Genomic DNA, 17343 nt, shown 5'->3' on the forward strand with positions numbered 1-17343 from the left:
CCGTAGGGTCATGGCCGTGGACATCCGTGTCATCGACCATCCGCTTGCCGCGACCCGGCTGACCACGCTGCGTGACGAACGCACCGGCAACGCCGAATTCCGCGCCGCCCTGCGCGATCTGACGCTGATGCTGGTCTACGAGGCCACCCGCGACCTGGCCCACGAACCCGTCCCGGTGACCACCCCGGTCGCCCGGACGACCGGCGCCAGGCTGCTCACCCCGCCACTGCTGGTGCCGGTGTTGCGCGCCGGGCTCGGCATGGTCGACGTCGCGCACGCCCTGATCCCCGAAGCCGACGTCGGGTTCGTCGGCATGGTCCGCGACGAGGACACCCACACCCCGGTGCCCTACCTCGCCGCCCTGCCCAACACACTGGCCGGCCACCCGGTGCTGGTCTTGGACCCGATGCTGGCCACCGGCGGCTCCATGGTGCACACCGTGGAACTGCTCGCCGACCGCGGCGCCACCGACATCACCGCCGTGTGCGTGGTGGCCGCCCCGCAGGGCGTCGCCGCGCTGCGCGACACCGCGACCCCGGTGCGACTGGTCACCGCCGCACTCGACGACGGACTCGACGACGACGCGTTCATCGTGCCCGGTCTCGGCGACGCCGGTGACCGCCAGTACGGGCCGCGCTGAGCTACCAGCCCTCCACTTGTGCGACCACCTCGTCGCACAACCGCTGCGCCCGCCCGCGGGCCGCCCCCAGATCGCCGTCGACAGCGCAGCGAACCTCGATGTAGCACTTGAGCTTCGGCTCGGTGCCCGACGGCCGAACCACCACCCGGGCCCACCTCTCGTCGTCGCCGCCGGTATAGACCAGCGCATCGCTGCGCCACGCGTCGCGGCGCTCCGCCAGATCGCTGGCCGTGGCGTCGAAGCCGCCCAGCCGTGCCGGCGGCTGGGCGCGGAGTCGACCCATCAACACCGTCGCCTCGGCGGTGTCGGAGACCCGCCGGGTCACCGCCGCGCCCACGTGCACGCCGTGGCGGCGCGCCAAGGCGTCCAACGCTCCGGTCACCGAACTGCCCCGCCCTCGCAATGCCGCCACCAGATCGCAGACCAACACCGCGGCGCTGATCCCGTCTTTGTCGCGCACCGCATCCGGGTCCACGCAGTGTCCGATGGCTTCCTCATAGGCGTACACCAGGGCGGCGTCTGGGCTCTCGGTGTCGGCGCGCGCCAGCCACTTGAACCCGGTCAACGTCTCCACATGCCGGGCGCCGTGGTCGGCGGCGATCGCCGAAAGCATCCGCGACGACACCACGGTGGAGGCCACGATCGGCTGCGCCGTGCGCCCCGGGTCGAGCGTCGACAGCACGTAATCGCCGAGCAGCCAGCCGGTTTCATCGCCGGAGAGCATCCGCCACCGGTCGCCGTCGGGGATCCCGACCGCGCAGCGGTCGGCGTCGGGATCCAGCGCGATCGCCACATCGGCGCCGACGGCGGCCGCCAACTCCAGCAGGGCGTCGGCCGCGCCGGGCTCCTCCGGGTTGGGGAAGGCCACGGTCGGGAAATCCGGGTCGGGTGCGAACTGCGCGTCGACGACGTGAACGTCGTCGACCCCGGCGCGGCGCAACGCCTCAAGCACGACCGCGCCACCCACCCCGTGCAGCGCGGTCAACGCCACCCGCACGGCTCCGGTTGCGCGGCGCACCGATGCCGCCCGCGCGAGGTAACGCTCGATCAGCTCCGGGGACGCCACGGCCGCAGCGCTACGGGCGATCTCGTCGGCTGGGGGAGCGGTGGCCATCGCCGCCTCGATCTGCGCATCGGCCGGCGGCACGATCTGGATGCCGCCGTCGAAGTAGACCTTGTAGCCGTTGTCGGTGGCCGGGTTGTGCGATGCGGTGATCTGGATGCCGCATGCGGCTTCCAGTGACCGCGCGGCGTACGCCAGCACCGGGGTGGGCACCGGCTCGGGAAACGACACGACGGAGAACCCCTGCGCGGCAAGCACCTCGGCAGCCGCGACCGCGAACCGCTGCGAACCGTGCCGGGCGTCGCGGCCGACCACCACCGGGCCACATGCACCGCGCGCCGTAAGCACCTGCCCGACCGCCCAACTGGCCCGCAACACCACCGCCGAGTTCATCGCGTCGGGCCCGCCGCGCACCGGGCCGCGCAGCCCCGCCGTCCCGAACGTCAGCGGCCGGGCGAACCGGGCGGCCAGCTCCGCACGGTCACAGGCGGCGAGCTCGGCGGCGGTCACCGGGTCGGGGTCGTGGGCGATCCACTCCTCGGGAGTCATCCGCGCTACAACCGGGCGATCACGTCGGCGAGCAGCTTGCCCATCCGCGCAGCCGACACCCGGCCCGCCTCCACCACCTCGTCGTGGCTGAGTGGCGCCCCGGTGATCCCGGCGGCCAGATTGGTCACCAGCGACACCGCCAGCACCTGCGCCCCGGCCGCCCGCGCAGCGATCGTCTCGTGGACCGTCGACATGCCGACCAGGTCGGCGCCGAGCACCCGCAACATCGCGATCTCCGCCGGCGTCTCGTAGTGCGGGCCGGGCACCCCGGCGTAGACACCGTCCTGCAAGCTCGGGTCGACCTCGCGGGCCAGCTCCCGCAGCCGCGGCGAGTAGGCGTCGACCAGATCGACGAACTGCGGGCCCACCAGCGGTGAGCGCGCCGTCAGGTTGAGGTGGTCGCGGATCAGTACCGGCTGACCGACCGTCATCCCGTCGCGCAGACCGCCAGCGGCGTTGGTGAGCACCACGGTGTGCGCACCGGCGGCGACCGCGGTGCGCACCGGGTGCACCACATGGGTCAGGTCGTGGCCCTCGTAGGCGTGCACCCGGCCGACCAGCACCAGCACCGGGTGCGCGCCGATGCGCATCGACATCACCTGCCGGCCCTGCCCGGCCACGGTCGGCATCCGGAATCCGGTCAGCTCATCCATCGCGATCACCGCGGTGGAGGTGCCCAGCGCAGCCACCGCCGGCGCCCAGCCCGACCCCAGCACCACCGCCACGTCGTGGGCACCCACCGCGGTGCGTTCGGCGATCTCGTCGGCGGCCCGCCGGGCCAGCGTGCCGGGGTCCGGTGCTGCATCGCTCACAGCCCCGCACTCTAGCCGCTGCCGGGGCGCCTCGGCGGCGGTGAGATACTGCGGTAATGCCCACCGTCGTCGCCTCCGAGCACGTCGGGAGCGTGGTGACGCCGCCGCCCGGGGGAACCGGATGAACCTCGCTCCGCTCGCCGAATCCTGGCTGGCCGCCAACCATGACGACCTGGTCGCCTGGCGCAGGCACCTGCACCGCCACCCGGAGCTGAGCCGCCAGGAGTACAACACCACCGCGTTCATCGCCGAGCGGCTCGCCGAAGTCGGCCTCAACCCGAAGGTCCTGCCCGCGGGCACCGGCGTGATCTGCGACTTCGGCCCCGAACACCGCCCCCGCATCGCGCTGCGCGCCGACATCGACGCGCTGCCGATGACCGAGCAGACCGGAGCGAGCTACGCCTCGACGGTGCCCGGTGTCTCACACTCCTGCGGCCACGACGCGCACACCGCGATCCTGCTCGCGGTGGCCCAGGCACTGGCCTCGGTGCCCGACCTGCCGGTGTCGGTGCGGCTGATCTTCCAGGCCGCCGAGGAGTTGATGCCCGGCGGCGCACTGGACGCCATCGCCGCAGGCGCGCTCACCGGGGTGACGCGCATCTTCGCACTGCACTGCGACCCGCGTCTGGCGGTCGGCCGGGTCGCCACCACCCCCGGCCCGATCACCTCGGCCGCCGACACCATCGAGCTCATCCTGTCCTCACCGGGCGGGCACACCTCCCGGCCGCAGCTGACCGGAGATCTGGTCTACGGGCTGGGCACGCTGATCACCGGGCTGCCCGGGGTGCTGTCGCGGCGCATCGACCCGCGCAACAGCACGGTGATGGTGTGGGGTGCGGTCAACGCCGGCTCGGCGCCCAACGCCATCCCGCAGTCCGGGTCGCTGGCCGGCACCGTGCGCACCGCCGACCGGGAGACCTGGCTGCAGATGCAGGCCATCGTCGAAGAGGCGATCGCCAGCCTGCTGGCACCGCTGAACGTCGAGCACACCCTGCACTACCGGCGCGGGGTGCCACCGGTGATCAACGAGGCCGTCTCCACCCGGATCCTGAGCCACGCCATCGAGTCGGTCGGCCCGGACGTGCTCGCCGACACCCGCCAGTCCGGCGGCGGAGAGGACTTCTCCTGGTATCTGGAGGAGGTGCCCGGCGCGATGGCTCGGTTGGGCGTCTGGTCGGGGGAGGGACCACAGCTGGATCTGCACCAGCCGACCTTCGACATCGACGAGCGGGCACTGGCGGTCGGGGTACGCACGATGGTCAGCATCGTGGATCAGTCCGGCGCCTACTGACGGGCGGCGATCACCTCGTCGGCGACCGCTGCCGCCAGCGCCATGATCGACAACTGCGGATTGACTTCCGGGCAACTCGGCAGGATCGACGCATCGGCCACCCAGACGCCGTCGACGCCACGTAACCTGCCGGTGTCGTCGACCGGGCACCGCTGCGGGTCGCTGCCCGCCGCGGCCGTGCCGGTCGGATGAAACGCGGCCAGCCGCAGCCGCTTCGGGTCGGTGCGGCGCAGCACGTCGCGCAATTCCGGCATCGAGCGGACGGTGGGGCCGGCGGGCAGACCGGTGATCACCTGCTCGGCGCCGGCGGCGAACAACAGTTGGCCCATGGCGTCCACGGCGGTCAGCAGTTTGGCGGCATCGCCAGGGTCGATGCTGTAGCGCAACACGGCCGCACCCGGCGTGCGCAGCACCCGGCCGACCCCCCGGTCGGCCACCATGGCGCCGAACGTGGCGACTCGCGGCGCCCGGTCGAGCCATTCCAATAGATCGCGGCCGTAACCCGGATAGGCCATCGCCCCCATCCCCGGTGGCGTGGAGGTGGCCTCGATCAACACCCCGTCCGAATCGTGCAGTTCGTGCACCGCAGCGCTTTGCAGGACCCCGCGCCAGGCGTAGACATCCTCGGGGAAATAGCCGGCCAGAACCGTGGCCGGATGTAGCGCCAGATTCCGGCCCAACCGGTGATGGCCGCCGAGCCCGCTGCGCCACAACAGCTTCGGGGTCTCGGTGGCCCCGGCAGCAACCACCACCGTGTCGGCCAGCACGTCGATGACGGTGCCGTCGGGGCGTGCGGCGCGCACTCCCCGCGCCCGCGCGCCGTCGAGCAGCAGGCGATGAACCCGGGCGTCGGCGATGATGCGCGCCCCGGCGGCGCAAGCCTGCGGCAGCGCATTGAGGTGCACCCCGAATTTAGCGTTACGCGGGCAGCCGATCGCGCACTGGCAACAGCCTTGGCAGCCCGGTGCGTTGCGCGGAATCGGTGCCGCGCGCCAGCCCAGTTGCTCGGCAGCGTCGAGCATCAGTTGCCCATTGCGGCCCATGATCTCCAGCGGAACCGGAGCCACCGCCAGCAACTCCTCGACGTCGCGGAGGTGAACGGCCAGCGAGTCCGGGTCGGCCAGCCGCAGCCCGTACGTGTCGCGCCAGCGGCGCTGGACCGTCGACGGCGGTCGGTAGCAGGTTCCCGAGTTGACCACGGTGGTTCCGCCGACGGCCCGACCGATCGGCAGCACCACCGGTGGGCGGCCCAACGCGACGGTCGCACCGCCACCGCGGTACAGGCCGGCGTAGCGGTCGATCGGGTGGCGGGTGCGGAACTCCGCCACGGTCCAGCGGCGCCCTTCCTCCAAGACGACGGTGTCCATGCCGGCCCGCGCCAGGCTGCGAGCCGCCATCGCCCCGCCGGCTCCTGATCCCACGACCACGGCGTCGGCGGACACGATCGATCGGCTCTCCGCGGCGGAGAGAAGGTTCAATGCCGCGTCAGGGCGCGCCGGGTGATCGTCTTGTGCACGGCTCAACAGTTCATCGGCATAGCTGTCGGCACCGTTGGCCAGCAAGACGACGGCCTTGATCCCGTCAATAGCGCCACCGCTGTCGGCGGTGAGTCCCGCGATCCGGTTGAGTAGCGCGGCACGGTCATCCGGCTTCAGCCGGGACAGCGAACGGCCGGTGCGAAGATAACTGGCGGTGGCCAGTGCCGCCAGCCCGCCGCGCACCGCCCACCGCGAGGTTCCCGGGAGTTGGGCGACGTAGCGCTCGACCCGCTCGGCCAGCAGCGCCGGTGGCGGCCCGCCGTGTTCGGTCGGTAGCAGCGCGCTACCCACCGCTGCGGTGGACCGGGTGGCCGGCCCGCTCACGGCGTCACCCGTAACGCGGCCCGACGTGGCCGACCGAGACGGCGGCCGATTTTGATGAAGAGCGGGTAGGTCGCGAAGATCAGGCCCGCCGCGGCGTGCATCGGAGCGTCGAGTTTGTCGGTGTCGATGCGAAAGACCCCGCTGTTCCACATGAAATCACGTCCGTCCCGCGACCGGAACGGCCGCCACAGGACGCCGAGGCCCGGCACGTTGTGGTACAGGCCGAACGATCCGCCGAAGAAGGCACCCAGGGTGGCGGCCTCGGCGACGTCACGTTGCTCGTCGGGCACCGTCCGTTCGATGAGCACTCCGGCCGCGACCAGCAACGGCGGGTCGAACAGAAAACTCATCGCGGGATCCTTTCGTTGAGGGCCGGCGCGTCGATGCCGCGGAGGCCGACCTCGGCGTGTCCGGTGCCCGCCACCGACCAGCGCCGGTCGCCCACCTCGACATGGATGTCGGACTGCAGCGTGTTGGTGCACACCGCGGCGCCCCCGTCGGGATCGGTGTAACCCAGGCTCACGCAGCGATTCTCGGGTTGGTCGACGCGGATCAGCACTGCCCTCCGTCCGATCCGGCCGGCCAGCTGCCAGTGCCGCACCCCCAGGGTGGTGCGCATCCGCAACGCGGGGAGCCCGAAGCGCGGCCAGTCCGCACCGTCGATACGGAATCGCACGAAGGCCGTGGGGGACAGGCGGCGGAGGCCGGGCAGGTGCGATACCGCGGTGACGACCTCCAGGACGTCGCCGCCGCCGAGGTCGGCGTGCAGCCATCCCCACCGCCGGGCGTTGCCGTGCCCGTAGATGTGCGAAACCGCGCCCCGCCAACCGTCGACGGGCTGGGTGGCGCCGCCGACGGTGAGGGTGCCACTGAACCGCGCGGTCGGGGCGAACACCACCTGGGCGCCGGGCAAAAGTTCGCGCTCCCAGGCGATGCGCGGAAACGTCCACAGCGGCCGATGGTTGTCGGCCCAGGTCAGTGCCCAGCGCAGGGTTCCGGCGTGGCCGGTGATGTCGGTCGGTCCGACGTGGGCGCCGGGGATGGCGAACCACGTCGCGCCGGTGGCCGGTTCGGCGGGGTGCGGGCCGAAGCGTTCGGTGCGTGGGGGGCCGTCGGGTGGGAACCAGGTAGCCCAGCCGTGGCCGTAGGCGGCGCCGACGGTGGGCGCCACGGTCTCGTAGTGCACCCACAGCCCGGCGCCGCTCGCCGGGTCCGACAGTGTCGCGTACCAGACCTCCAAACGGTTCGGGGTGCCCTGCCAACGGGGCCTGGTCGCGGACGCCAGTTCGTTGTCCACCGACAGCCTCCCGCCGATCGCCGTGCGTCTGTATTGGTTGAACCACTATATTGGTTGAACCAATGAACCAGTCAAGCCCTCTTGTGCCTCCCGAGCGGCAACGCGTCGATGAGCAGATCGCCGCGTCGATCGTCGACGCCGTCCTGGACGGCACCTTCCCGGCCGGTTCTGTCCTGCCGCCCGAACGCGACCTGGCCGCGCATCTGCGGGTCAACCGCACCTCGCTGCGGCAGGCGCTGGCCCGGCTCCAGCAGATGGGGCTCGTCGAGACCCGGCACGGCAGCGGCAACGTGGTCGCAGATCCCGCCACCCTCACCCACCCGGTCATCGTGGAGGGATTGATGCGCCGGCTCGGCCCGGACTTCCTGGTGGAACTGCTCGAACTGCGGACCGCCTTCGGCGCTTTGATCGGACGGCTCGCCGCCGAACGAGGACAGCAGCCGACGCTCGAGCAGTTGCCCGCCGCATTGGCCGAGGTCAGTGCCGCGGGCAGTGCGGCGTTGCGGCAGGAAGCCGAACTCGGTTTCTTCGACGTCCTCATCCGGGCCACCGGCAACCGCGCCCTGGCCCTGTTGTACCGCTGGGTCCAGCAGGCCTTCGGCGGCCGCGAACACCAACTCACCGCCGCCTATCGGGACGGCGACGCCGTGGTCGCCGGGCTCACCAGGATCGTCGCCGCGGTGACGTCACACGACCCCGACGCGGCAGCCACGGCGGTCGAGCAGTATGCCCGGGACAGCGCGCTGCGGATGATCGCCGCCGCCCAGCGGCACGGCTGACGGGATCGCCCGGCTACCGTCCGGGGCCGATGTTGCGCGACGGCCGGGTGCGCAGATCGTGCACGTACTCCTCAGGTGCGCCGGCGATCTCGGCGGCGTCGGCCATCACCCCCAGATAGCGCGCCGAGGGCAGCCCGCCCTCCCAGTCGTCGACCACATACAGCCACGCAAGCACCGGATCGGTCGTGGTGTCCGAGGACGTGCGGTGCACCCGGCAGCGGATCTTCTTGTGGATCCCCAGCTCGGAGCCCTCCCAGCGGTCCAGGTTCTGCTCGTCGGCGACGGTCATGTCGTAGAGCACGACGAACACCCGCGACCCGGGCTCCTGCACGACGGTGGCCAGCGCGCCCTCCCAGCCGATGTCCTTCCCGCCGAAGGTCAGCCGCCAGTCGTGCAGCCAGCCGGTACCGGCCATCGGCGAGTGCGGGGCGCGCTCCAGCATCTGTTCTGGATGCATGTTCGACCCGTAGGCGGCATAGAGCGGCACGGGGAAATCTTAAACGGCACCCGATAGGTTGGAGACCGTGGTGAGCCGCATAGTCATCATCGGCGGGGGCCCCGCCGGCTACGAGGCAGCCCTGGTGGCCGCCGCCCAGGGCCCCGACGTCGCCGAAGTCACCGTCATCGACGCCGAGGGAATCGGCGGTTCCTGCGTGCTGTGGGACTGCGTCCCGTCGAAGACCTTCATCGCCTCCACCGGGGTGCGCACCGAACTGCGGCGCGCCCCCGACCTGGGGTTTCACATCAGCGTGGATGGCGCGGCGATGTCGCTGGCGCAGATCCACAACCGGGTCAAGTGGCTGGCCGCCGCCCAATCGCAGGACATCACCGCCCAGTTGGAGGCCAGCGGGGTGACGGTGCTGGCCGGCCGCGCCGAACTCGGCGACAAACACCCCGGCCAGGCTCATCACCGGGTCCGGGTGACCGGCCCCGACGGCGAGGAGCGGATGCTCGACGCCGACGTGGTGCTGATCGCCACCGGCGCCACCCCGCGCATCCTGCCCGGCGCCGAACCCGACGGGGAACGCATCCTGACCTGGCGCCAGATCTACGACCTCGACACCCTGCCGGAGCACCTGGTGGTGGTCGGTTCGGGGGTCACCGGCGCGGAGTTCGTACACGCCTACACCGAGTTGGGCGTCAAGGTCACCGTCGTCGCCAGCCGCGACCGGGTGTTGCCGCACGAGGACCACGACGCCGCCCTGGTCCTGGAGGATTCCTTCGCCGAACGCGGCGTCACCCTGGTCAAGAACGCCCGCGCCGCCTCGGTGACCCGCACCGACACCGGCGTGCTGGTCACGATGACCGACGGGCGCACCGTGGCGGGCAGCCACGCGCTGATGACGGTCGGCTCGGTGCCCAACACCGGCGGGCTGGGCCTCGACCGTGTCGGCATCGAGCTGGGCCGCGGCGACTACCTCACCGTCGACCGGGTGTCACGCACGACCGCACCCGGGGTATACGCCGCCGGGGACTGCACCGGGCTGCTGCCGTTGGCCTCGGTGGCCGCGATGCAGGGCCGCATCGCGATGTATCACGCGCTGGGCGAGAGCGTCACGCCGATCCGGTTGCGCACCGTCGCGGCGGCGGTGTTCACCCGCCCCGAGATCGCGGCGGTCGGGGTGCCGCAGGCCGCGATCGACGACGGCACCGTGCCCGCCCGCACCATCATGCTGCCGCTGAAGACCAACCCGCGCGCCAAGATGTCCCAGCTGCGCCGCGGGTTCGTCAAGCTGTTCTGCCGGCCGGCCACCGGCGTGGTGATCGGCGGGGTGGTGGTCGCCCCGATCGCCTCGGAGCTGATCCTGCCGATCGCGCTGGCGGTGCAGAACCGCATCACGGTGGCCGACCTGGCCCAGACCCTGTCGGTCTACCCGGCGCTGTCCGGCTCGATCACCGAGGCGGCGCGCCGCCTGATCACCCACGACGACCTCGACTGACCGGTAGCCTGGTCCATGTCCTACCGGCGAGTAACCGATGAGGAGCCGCTGCTGTGAGCGACCCGGGTGACGGGCAGACGTCGCTGAGTTCGGCAATGGGGCCCGACCATCGGGCACGGTCCTGGCAGCGACTGGGCAGCGACCAGTTCGACGTCGTGGTCATCGGCGGGGGCGTGGTGGGCGCGGGCTGCGCGCTGGACGCCGCCACCCGCGGCCTGCGGGTCGCGATGGTCGAAGCCCGCGACTTCGCGTCGGGCACCTCGAGCCGCTCGTCGAAGATGTTCCACGGCGGGCTGCGCTACCTCGAACAGCTGGAGTTCGGTCTGGTGCGCGAGGCGCTGCACGAGCGGGAACTGTCGCTGACCACGCTGGCGCCGCACCTGGTCAAACCGCTGCCGTTCCTCTACCCGCTGACCAAACGGTGGTGGGAGCGCCCCTATGTGGCGGCAGGCATCTTCCTCTACGACCAGCTGGGCGGAGCGAAATCGGTTCCGCCGCAGCATCACCTGACCCGGGCGGGCGCGCTGCGACTGGCGCCGGGACTGAAGCGCAGCGCCCTGATCGGCGGAATCCGCTACTACGACACCGTCGTCGACGACGCCCGGCACACCATGACCGTGGCGCGCACCGCCGCCCACTACGGTGCGGTGGTCCGCTCCTCCACGCAGGTGGTGGCGTTGCTCCGCGAAGGCGACCGGGTGACCGGGGTGGTGGTGCGCGACTCCGAGACCGGCGACACCACCGAGGTACGCGGCCATGTGGTGGTCAACGCCACCGGGGTGTGGACCGACGAGATCCAGGCGCTGTCCCGCCAGCGGGGCCGCTTCCACGTGCGGGCCTCCAAAGGCGTCCACATCGTGGTGCCGCGCGACCGCATCGTCAGCGAGGCGGCGATGATCCTGCGCACCGAGAAGTCGGTGCTGTTCGTCATCCCGTGGGGCACCCACTGGATCATCGGCACCACCGACACCGACTGGAACCTGGACCTGGCCCACCCCGCGGCCACCAAAGCCGACATCGACTACCTGCTCGGTCACGTCAACACGGTGCTGGCGACCCCGCTGACCCACGACGACATCGACGGTGTCTACGCCGGGCTACGCCCGCTGCTGGCCGGGGAGAGCGATGACACCTCCAAACTCTCCCGCGAGCACGCGGTGGCGGTGCCCTCCCCGGGGCTGGTGGCCATCGCCGGCGGCAAGTACACCACCTACCGGGTGATGGCCGCCGACGCGATCGACGCGGCCGCCGAATACATCCCGGCGCGGGTGGCGCCGTCGATCACCGAGAAGGTGCCGCTGCTGGGCGCCGACGGCTACTTCGCCCTGGTCAACCAGGCCGAGCATGTCGGCGCCGACCAGGACCTGCACCCCTACCGGGTACGGCACCTGCTCGACCGTTACGGCTCGCTCATCCACGACGTGCTGGCACTGGCCGCCGACCGGCCCGAGCTGCTGGAACCCATCACCGCCGCACCGATCTACCTGAAGGTGGAGGCGGTCTACGCCGCCGCCGCCGAAGGCGCCCTGCACCTCGAGGACATCCTCACCCGCCGCATGCGGATCTCGATCGAATACCCGCACCGCGGCGTGGACTGCGCCGCCGAGGTCGCCGACCTGGTGGCACCGGTGCTGGGCTGGAGCGACGACGACTGCGCAACAGAGGTGGCGAACTACGTCGCGCGGGTCGACGCCGAAGTGCGCTCGCAGACCCAGCCCGACGACGCCTCCGCCGACGCGTTGCGCGCCGCGGCGCCCGAGGCGCGCAGCGCGATCCTCGAACCGGTGCCGCTGGATTGAGCCGGGTTCCGCCGCTGCCGGTGCGCGACGGGCTGGGTCCGGCCCGGGTCCGGCTGCGCGGCGGGCCGGTCGCGGCCGAACTGCGCGCCCGGTTCGGTGCTGCGGCGGCGGCGAAAATCGCAGCCGGCGAGGTGGTGTGCGCCGGGGGCGGGGTCGTCGACGAGACGACAGTGCTGCCCGCAGGCGCCGTCGTCTACCTCTACCGCGACCTGCCCGACGAGGTGCCGGTGCCCTTCGCCCTGCCGGTGCTGTACCGCGACGAACGCATCGTGGTCGTGGACAAACCGCATTTCCTGGCCACCATGCCGCGGGGCCGCCACGTCGCGCAGACCGCCCTGGTTCGGCTGCGCCGCGAGCTCGACCTGCCCGAACTGGCCCCGGCGCACCGCCTCGACCGGCTCACCGCCGGGGTGCTGCTGTTCACCACCCGCCGCGAACTGCGCGGCCGCTACCAGGGACTGTTCGCCACCGGCGCGATCGACAAGACGTATCTGGCGGGCAGCACCGGAACGCCGAACACCACCCTGCCCGCCGTGGTGCGCAACCGGATCGTCAAACACCGTGGGCGTCTGCAGGCGGTCGAAGAGCCCGGCGAACCCAACGCCGAAACCCGGATCGACGCGCTCGGCGGCGGCCGCTACCGGCTGACCCCGCACACCGGGCGCACGCATCAACTGCGGGTGCACATGGCATCGGTGGGGCTGCCGATCGCCGGTGACCCACTGTATCCGCAGGTCATCGAGGTCGCGGACGATGACTTCAGCACGCCGCTGCAGCTGTTGGCCCACACCCTGGCGTTCGAGGACCCGATCACCGGGCAGCGCCACCGGTTCGAAAGCCGGCGGCGTTTGTGGTGAATCATCCCTGAAATCGACGTCGAAACGGCCGAATACGGTCGTTTTTCGCGCTATGCCGCGGCCATGGCGTCGATTTCAGGGACGACCGGGCTCACCGCAGGCTATCCGGCACCGCCCGGCACCACGATGATCCGGCCTCCGCCGGTCTGGCCGTGTTCCTGCAGCCGGTGCGCTTCGGCGGCCCGCGACAGCGGCAACCGGGTGCCTGCCCGCCCGCGCAGAACACCCGCGCAGAGCCCGGCGTTGATCGCGTGGGCGGCCTCGGCCAACGCGGCTACCGAGGCGTTGCTGATCGCGAAGCCGCGCACGCTGACATCGCCGGTGTAGAACTCTCGGGCCGGCAGGGGGGCCGGTGAGGCGGCTGCCGCGGTGATCAGCACGGTCGCCCCGATCCGCAGCAGCGGGGCGACGGCCGGCAGGTCCTGGTGGCCGGAGATGTCCCAGTACACGCTGATCCCGTCCGGCGCGGCGGCTCGCAGCTGCTCGGCCAGGTCCGGGTCGCGGTAGTCGAGGACGACCTGAGCGCCGCTTTCCCGGCACCACACGCTGTCCGCTGACTGGGCGGTGGCGATCACCCGGGCCCCGGCGGCGCGAGCCAGTTGAACCGCGGCACTGCCCACCCCTCCGGCGCCCCCGCCGACAACGACCGTGTCGCCGGGCCGGACCCGGGCCACCCGGAAGAGCCCGAGCCAGGCGGTGCCGGCGGTGTGGAGCACGGTCACCGCGTCGAGTGGGTCGATCCCGGCGGGCAAGCGGTAGAGGCGGTCGGCGGGCACCACCACCTGTTCGGCGAACGAGCCCTGCCTGCCGCCGTGACCCATGCTGTTGCACCACACCGGTTCGCCCACCCGGAAACCTGCGGCACCCGCGCCGGTCGCGACGACCGTGCCGACCAGGTCGCGGCCGATCACGAATGGAAACGGTGTCGGCGTGCGGTAGGCGCCGGAGCGCACCAGCGTGTCGACCTGGTTGACGGCCAGCACCTCGGTGCGCACCACCACGTCGGTGGGGCCCGGGCCGGGGACCGGTAACTCGCCGAACCGGATCCGGTCCGCGGGCCCGAGTTCGGTGAGGTAGGCGGCACGAGTGCTCACCACTTCAGTATCGGTGTCGGCCACCGAGCGCGGTCACCGAGTGAAGCTTCAGGTAGCCCGAGTGATGCTCCAGGGCGGTGAAACGCGGTGGTGAGCTACCTGAGACTTCACTCGGCGTGGGCGTGGGCGTGGGCGTGGGCGTGGGCGTAGGCGGAGTCGGAGGCGGAACCGGACGCGGGCAGCGGGCAGCGGTCAGCGCTGACAGTTCGGGCACCAGAACGTGATTCGCGTCGTAGCGCTGTCCGATCGGATGACGGTGCCGCAACGCCGGCACGGCAGACCGGCCCGGCCGTAGACCCACAACCGCTCGCCGTGGCGGGTGTTGCCGGTGGTGCAGCGCGCCCACCGCGCGCGGTTCGCCCACAACATCTCCCGCGCCCGCCGCATCAACCGCAGCGGCTGCGCCACGTCGGCGACCGGCGCGCTCGGCAGATGACCGCTGAGGAAACACAGTTCGTTGGCGTACACGTTGCCGATCCCGGCCAGCACCCGCTGGTCCAGTAGCGTCTCGGCCAGCCCGCGCTCCGGTGCGGCGATCAGGTTGGCGCAGGCCACTTGCGCGTCCCAGTCCGCGCCCAGCAGATCCGGTCCCAGGTGGGCCACCGCATCGGTGTCCCGAGACCGGTCGAGGACCTCCAGTTCGCCCAGGTCCACCCCGACCGCGCTGACCTCGCCGGCCCGCAGGACGATGCGGACCCGGTGATCGGTGCGTACCGCACCGCGGGTCACCCGCCAGCTGCCCTCCATCTTCAGATGCGCACGGATGCTCGCCGAACCGGCACGCACGAACAGATGCTTTCCGCGGCTGATCACCTCATCGACTGTTTCGCCGGTCAGGTCGACGGCCGCGAACCGCGGCACCCGGATGTCACAGCCGGTCAACACCCGGCCGGCCAGGGCGTCGTGCAGGAGAGTGGCGGTGTGCCACACGGTGTCGCCTTCGGGCATGGGGCATCCAGCCTAGCGACGCGGCCGGTCAGTCCGCGGGGGTCTCCGGCGCCATCCGGTGGGCGGTGGCCACCGCGTCAGCGCGTTCGCCGAGACCGTCGGCGGACCTGCGGGACCACACCGCATCCAGCTGGGTGCGCAGGCCGTCCACCATGGTGTCGGGGATGACGTTGCGGTACGTGCCGACCTGTCCGGTGATGACCTCCACCGCGCCCCGGTAGACCGCCTCGGGGTCGTACTGTTCGTGCGGGAACGACAGCTGGGTGTAGTCGAATAGCCGGGTCGACGGGTCGTCGTCCCAGCTCCGGAACGTGTCGAGGAGCCGGTCGTTGAACCCGGTCAGGTAGGGGCCGGGGTTGATCGTGGCGACCTCCACGTTGAACTCCGCCAGCTCCTGATACAGCGCCTCGGCGACCGCCTCCAGCGCGTGTTTGGAGGCGGCGTAGGCGCCGCCGAACGGGTCGACGATCAGTCCGGCGATCGAGGACATGAACACGATCTTGCCGCTGCGACGGGCGGCCATCGTCTTCGCGATGGCCTGGCTCAGCAGCACCGGCCCGATGACGTTGACCTCGAACTGGCGGCGCAGATTCGCACCCGGGATGTCGGCCATCGAACCGCCCTCGGCGATCCCGGCGTTGTTGACCAGGATGTCGACGTCCCAGCCGGCGGCCTTGCGCCGATCACCGGGATGAGTGACGTCGAGTTTCTCCGGCCGCAGCCGTACCCCGCGGCGCCGGGCCTGCTGCTCGAGCTGCCACACCTGCGGATAGATCTCCACGCCGGCGATGACGTCGTAGCCCCGTTCGGCGAGGCGGAACGCGATCTCGTTGCCGAACCCGGTGCCCGCCCCGGTGACCAATACCGTCTTGTCAGCCATCCCGGTCGGCTACCCGCCCCCGAGCCGCCGGAAACGGTCACAGCGGCCGGAACACCCGCAGCCCGCGGTAGTGCACCCGGAACGTCACGCTCTGGCAGGATGCGCCGACCTCACCGTCGTGGGCGCACGGCACCGGCCCGTCGAGTGCGGTGAACCGGAACTCCGGGACGTGCAACTCGTGGTAGAGCTTGCTGCGCTGCAGCCGCCCGGCGAGCAGCGCTGCCACGATCCGGGTCCGGGCAAAGCGCTTGCCGGCCTCCAGGATGCGCACGTCGAGCAGACCGTCGTCCATCCGGTGGCGGGTGGTGGGGGCGAATCCGGCCGGCAGGTAGGTGGAGTTGCCGACGAAGAACAACGACGTCTGGAAGGTCTCGTTGTCGTAGTTGATCCGCAACGCCGACTCGGCGCGCAGTACCCGCAGCATGGCGTAGGCGCCGGCCAGCGGTTTGCCGATCTTGTTCTCCAACCGTTCCCGGGTCCGCACGAACCGCGGGTAGGCGCCGACGCTGAACGTGTTGAGCATCGTCAACTCGTCATTGACGCTGACCACGTCCACCCGGGACAGCTGTCCTTCGGCGATCGCCCGGATGGTCGTCTCGGCGGTGTGGCAGCCGATGTCCTTGGCGAAGTGGTTGAAGGTGCCGCCGGGGAACACCGCCAGGGGCACGTCGGCGCGGATCGCGGCCGCCGCTGCCGCCGCGACGGTCCCGTCACCGCCGGCGACGGCCAGCACCTCGCTGCGCTCGGCAGCGTCCGCCAGCACCTCGCTCAGGTCGTCGTCGCCGCCGAGTTCGACGACGACGGCCGCGGGCAGGGCGGTGCGCACCAGGTCGGCGATGTCGGCGCCGCGGCCGTTGCCGGATGTGGGGTTGACCACCAGGGTCACCCCGGCCCCGCCGGGCCGGGCGGGCGTGTCCACCCGCAGGGGTGCGGTGCGCGGGGTGTTGTCCGGCGGGATCGGCGGCACCTGACGCCCGCCCACCACCGCGACGGTCGCCCCGATGCCGAGCCCGGCCAGCACGTCGGCCGGGTAGTGCGCGCCGGTCGCGATCCTCGACAACCCGACCAGCCCGGCCAGGCCGGCCAGCGGCAGCCCCAGCGCCGGGCTCTCCAGGCCGACTCCCACCGCGAACGCGGCCGCGCTGGCGGAGTGCCCGGACGGCAACGAGTTGGAGGTGGGCAGCCGGGTGGCCCGCCGCAGCAGCGGCACCGAGGCGATATCCGGGCGGGCCCGCGGCCGGATCCGTTTCACCAGCTGGTTGGTGACCAGGCTGGTCACCGCCAGCGTCGCCACCCCGCGTGCCGCGCCGCGCTGAGCGGCCGGCCGGCCGCTGGCCGCCAGTAGCGCGGCCAGCGCCAGCCACAGCTTCGAATGGTCGGCGGCGCGGGTCAACACCGGCATCGTGGTGTCGAGCAGCCGGCTCGGGGAGTGCGCGACGGCATCGAAGACGGCGACGTCGAGGTCGGCCATCCCGTCGGTGATCCGGGTGAGCCGGGAACGTCGTGAGAGTCGTGGGCGCATGCGCGAATCC

The 17343-nt window shown here is 71.8% G+C and carries 16 protein-coding genes; 6 read left to right on the forward strand and 10 right to left on the reverse strand.

All coding sequences use genetic code 11. The features are described from left to right. Positions 1-10: 10 nt before the first annotated feature. Positions 11-640 (forward strand): uracil phosphoribosyltransferase, encoded by a 630-nt coding sequence (gene upp, locus AWC30_RS08435; RefSeq protein WP_275993656.1) that lies wholly within the window; start codon positions 11-13, stop codon positions 638-640. 1 nt (position 641) lies between these two features. Here the strand turns inward: upp and AWC30_RS08440 are convergent, their stop codons facing one another. Both AWC30_RS08440 and AWC30_RS08445 read right to left on the reverse strand, forming a co-directional pair. Further along, entirely contained in the window at positions 642-2252 is a 1611-nt protein-coding gene (locus AWC30_RS08440) for a phospho-sugar mutase (RefSeq protein WP_085109750.1), read from the reverse strand. A 5-nt stretch (positions 2253-2257) separates the two neighbouring features. After that, a complete protein-coding gene (locus tag AWC30_RS08445; protein WP_085109751.1) occupies positions 2258-3064 on the reverse strand; it encodes a purine-nucleoside phosphorylase in 807 nt (268 codons plus the stop codon). 121 nt (positions 3065-3185) lie between these two features. Between AWC30_RS08445 and AWC30_RS08450 the strand changes: the two genes are divergently transcribed. Continuing rightward, positions 3186-4355 (forward strand): M20 family metallopeptidase, encoded by a 1170-nt coding sequence (locus AWC30_RS08450; protein ID WP_085109752.1) that lies wholly within the window; start codon positions 3186-3188, stop codon positions 4353-4355. Here the strand turns inward: AWC30_RS08450 and AWC30_RS08455 are convergent. Genes AWC30_RS08455 through AWC30_RS08465 form a run of 3 tightly spaced genes read right to left on the reverse strand, consistent with a single transcriptional unit; the run spans position 4349 to position 7514 of the window. Continuing rightward, the gene (locus tag AWC30_RS08455) at positions 4349-6217 is read right to left on the reverse strand and encodes a GMC family oxidoreductase N-terminal domain-containing protein (RefSeq protein ID WP_085109753.1); all 1869 of its coding nucleotides are present in this window, start codon (positions 6215-6217) and stop codon (positions 4349-4351) included. The genes AWC30_RS08450 and AWC30_RS08455 overlap by 7 nt on opposite strands. After that, positions 6214-6567: a hypothetical protein gene (locus AWC30_RS08460; RefSeq protein WP_085109754.1), complete on the reverse strand. Its 354-nt coding sequence runs from the start codon at positions 6565-6567 to the stop codon at positions 6214-6216. The genes AWC30_RS08455 and AWC30_RS08460 overlap by 4 nt, the downstream gene beginning before the upstream one ends. Then, the gene (locus AWC30_RS08465; protein WP_085109755.1) at positions 6564-7514 is read right to left on the reverse strand and encodes a tocopherol cyclase family protein; all 951 of its coding nucleotides are present in this window, start codon (positions 7512-7514) and stop codon (positions 6564-6566) included. The genes AWC30_RS08460 and AWC30_RS08465 overlap by 4 nt, the downstream gene beginning before the upstream one ends. Before the next feature lie 62 nt (positions 7515-7576). On the opposite strand from AWC30_RS08465, the gene AWC30_RS08470 reads away from it, so the two are divergent. Continuing rightward, positions 7577-8293, forward strand: a complete 717-nt coding sequence (locus AWC30_RS08470; protein ID WP_085109756.1) for a FadR/GntR family transcriptional regulator — start codon at positions 7577-7579, stop codon at positions 8291-8293. A gap of 13 nt (positions 8294-8306) precedes the next feature. Here AWC30_RS08470 and AWC30_RS08475 read toward each other — a convergent pair whose 3' ends face one another. After that, a complete protein-coding gene (locus tag AWC30_RS08475; RefSeq protein WP_085109757.1) occupies positions 8307-8780 on the reverse strand; it encodes a gamma-glutamylcyclotransferase family protein in 474 nt (157 codons plus the stop codon). A 37-nt stretch (positions 8781-8817) separates the two neighbouring features. Between AWC30_RS08475 and AWC30_RS08480 the strand changes: the two genes are divergently transcribed. The 3 genes from AWC30_RS08480 (at position 8818) to AWC30_RS08490 (ending at position 12889) form a co-directional block, all read left to right on the forward strand. Continuing rightward, positions 8818-10233 (forward strand): NAD(P)H-quinone dehydrogenase, encoded by a 1416-nt coding sequence (locus AWC30_RS08480; RefSeq protein WP_085109832.1) that lies wholly within the window; start codon positions 8818-8820, stop codon positions 10231-10233. A 95-nt stretch (positions 10234-10328) separates the two neighbouring features. Beyond that, positions 10329-12032 (forward strand): glycerol-3-phosphate dehydrogenase/oxidase, encoded by a 1704-nt coding sequence (locus tag AWC30_RS08485; protein WP_109561987.1) that lies wholly within the window; start codon positions 10329-10331, stop codon positions 12030-12032. Further along, positions 12029-12889 carry a pseudouridine synthase gene (locus AWC30_RS08490; protein WP_085109759.1) on the forward strand — a complete coding sequence of 287 codons (861 nt, stop codon included), beginning with the start codon at positions 12029-12031 and terminating at the stop codon, positions 12887-12889. The genes AWC30_RS08485 and AWC30_RS08490 overlap by 4 nt, the downstream gene beginning before the upstream one ends. A 101-nt stretch (positions 12890-12990) precedes the next feature. On the opposite strand, the gene AWC30_RS08495 is transcribed toward AWC30_RS08490, so the two are convergent. The 4 genes from AWC30_RS08495 to AWC30_RS08510 form a co-directional block, all read right to left on the reverse strand. Continuing rightward, positions 12991-13983, reverse strand: a complete 993-nt coding sequence (locus AWC30_RS08495; protein ID WP_234807995.1) for an NADPH:quinone reductase — start codon at positions 13981-13983, stop codon at positions 12991-12993. Positions 13984-14175: 192 nt separating this feature from the next. Further along, positions 14176-14931: an endonuclease VIII Nei2 gene (gene nei2 / locus AWC30_RS08500; protein ID WP_085109761.1), complete on the reverse strand. Its 756-nt coding sequence runs from the start codon at positions 14929-14931 to the stop codon at positions 14176-14178. A gap of 28 nt (positions 14932-14959) precedes the next feature. Then, on the reverse strand, positions 14960-15811 hold the full coding sequence (locus AWC30_RS08505; RefSeq protein WP_085109762.1) for an SDR family oxidoreductase: 852 nt from the start codon (positions 15809-15811) through the stop codon (positions 14960-14962). A gap of 37 nt (positions 15812-15848) precedes the next feature. Then, the gene (locus tag AWC30_RS08510) at positions 15849-17333 is read right to left on the reverse strand and encodes a bifunctional phosphatase PAP2/diacylglycerol kinase family protein (RefSeq protein ID WP_085109833.1); all 1485 of its coding nucleotides are present in this window, start codon (positions 17331-17333) and stop codon (positions 15849-15851) included. Positions 17334-17343: the final 10 nt, after the last annotated feature.

The organism is Mycolicibacillus trivialis (genome assembly GCF_002102395.1).
Lineage (GTDB): Bacteria > Actinomycetota > Actinomycetes > Mycobacteriales > Mycobacteriaceae > Mycobacterium > Mycobacterium triviale.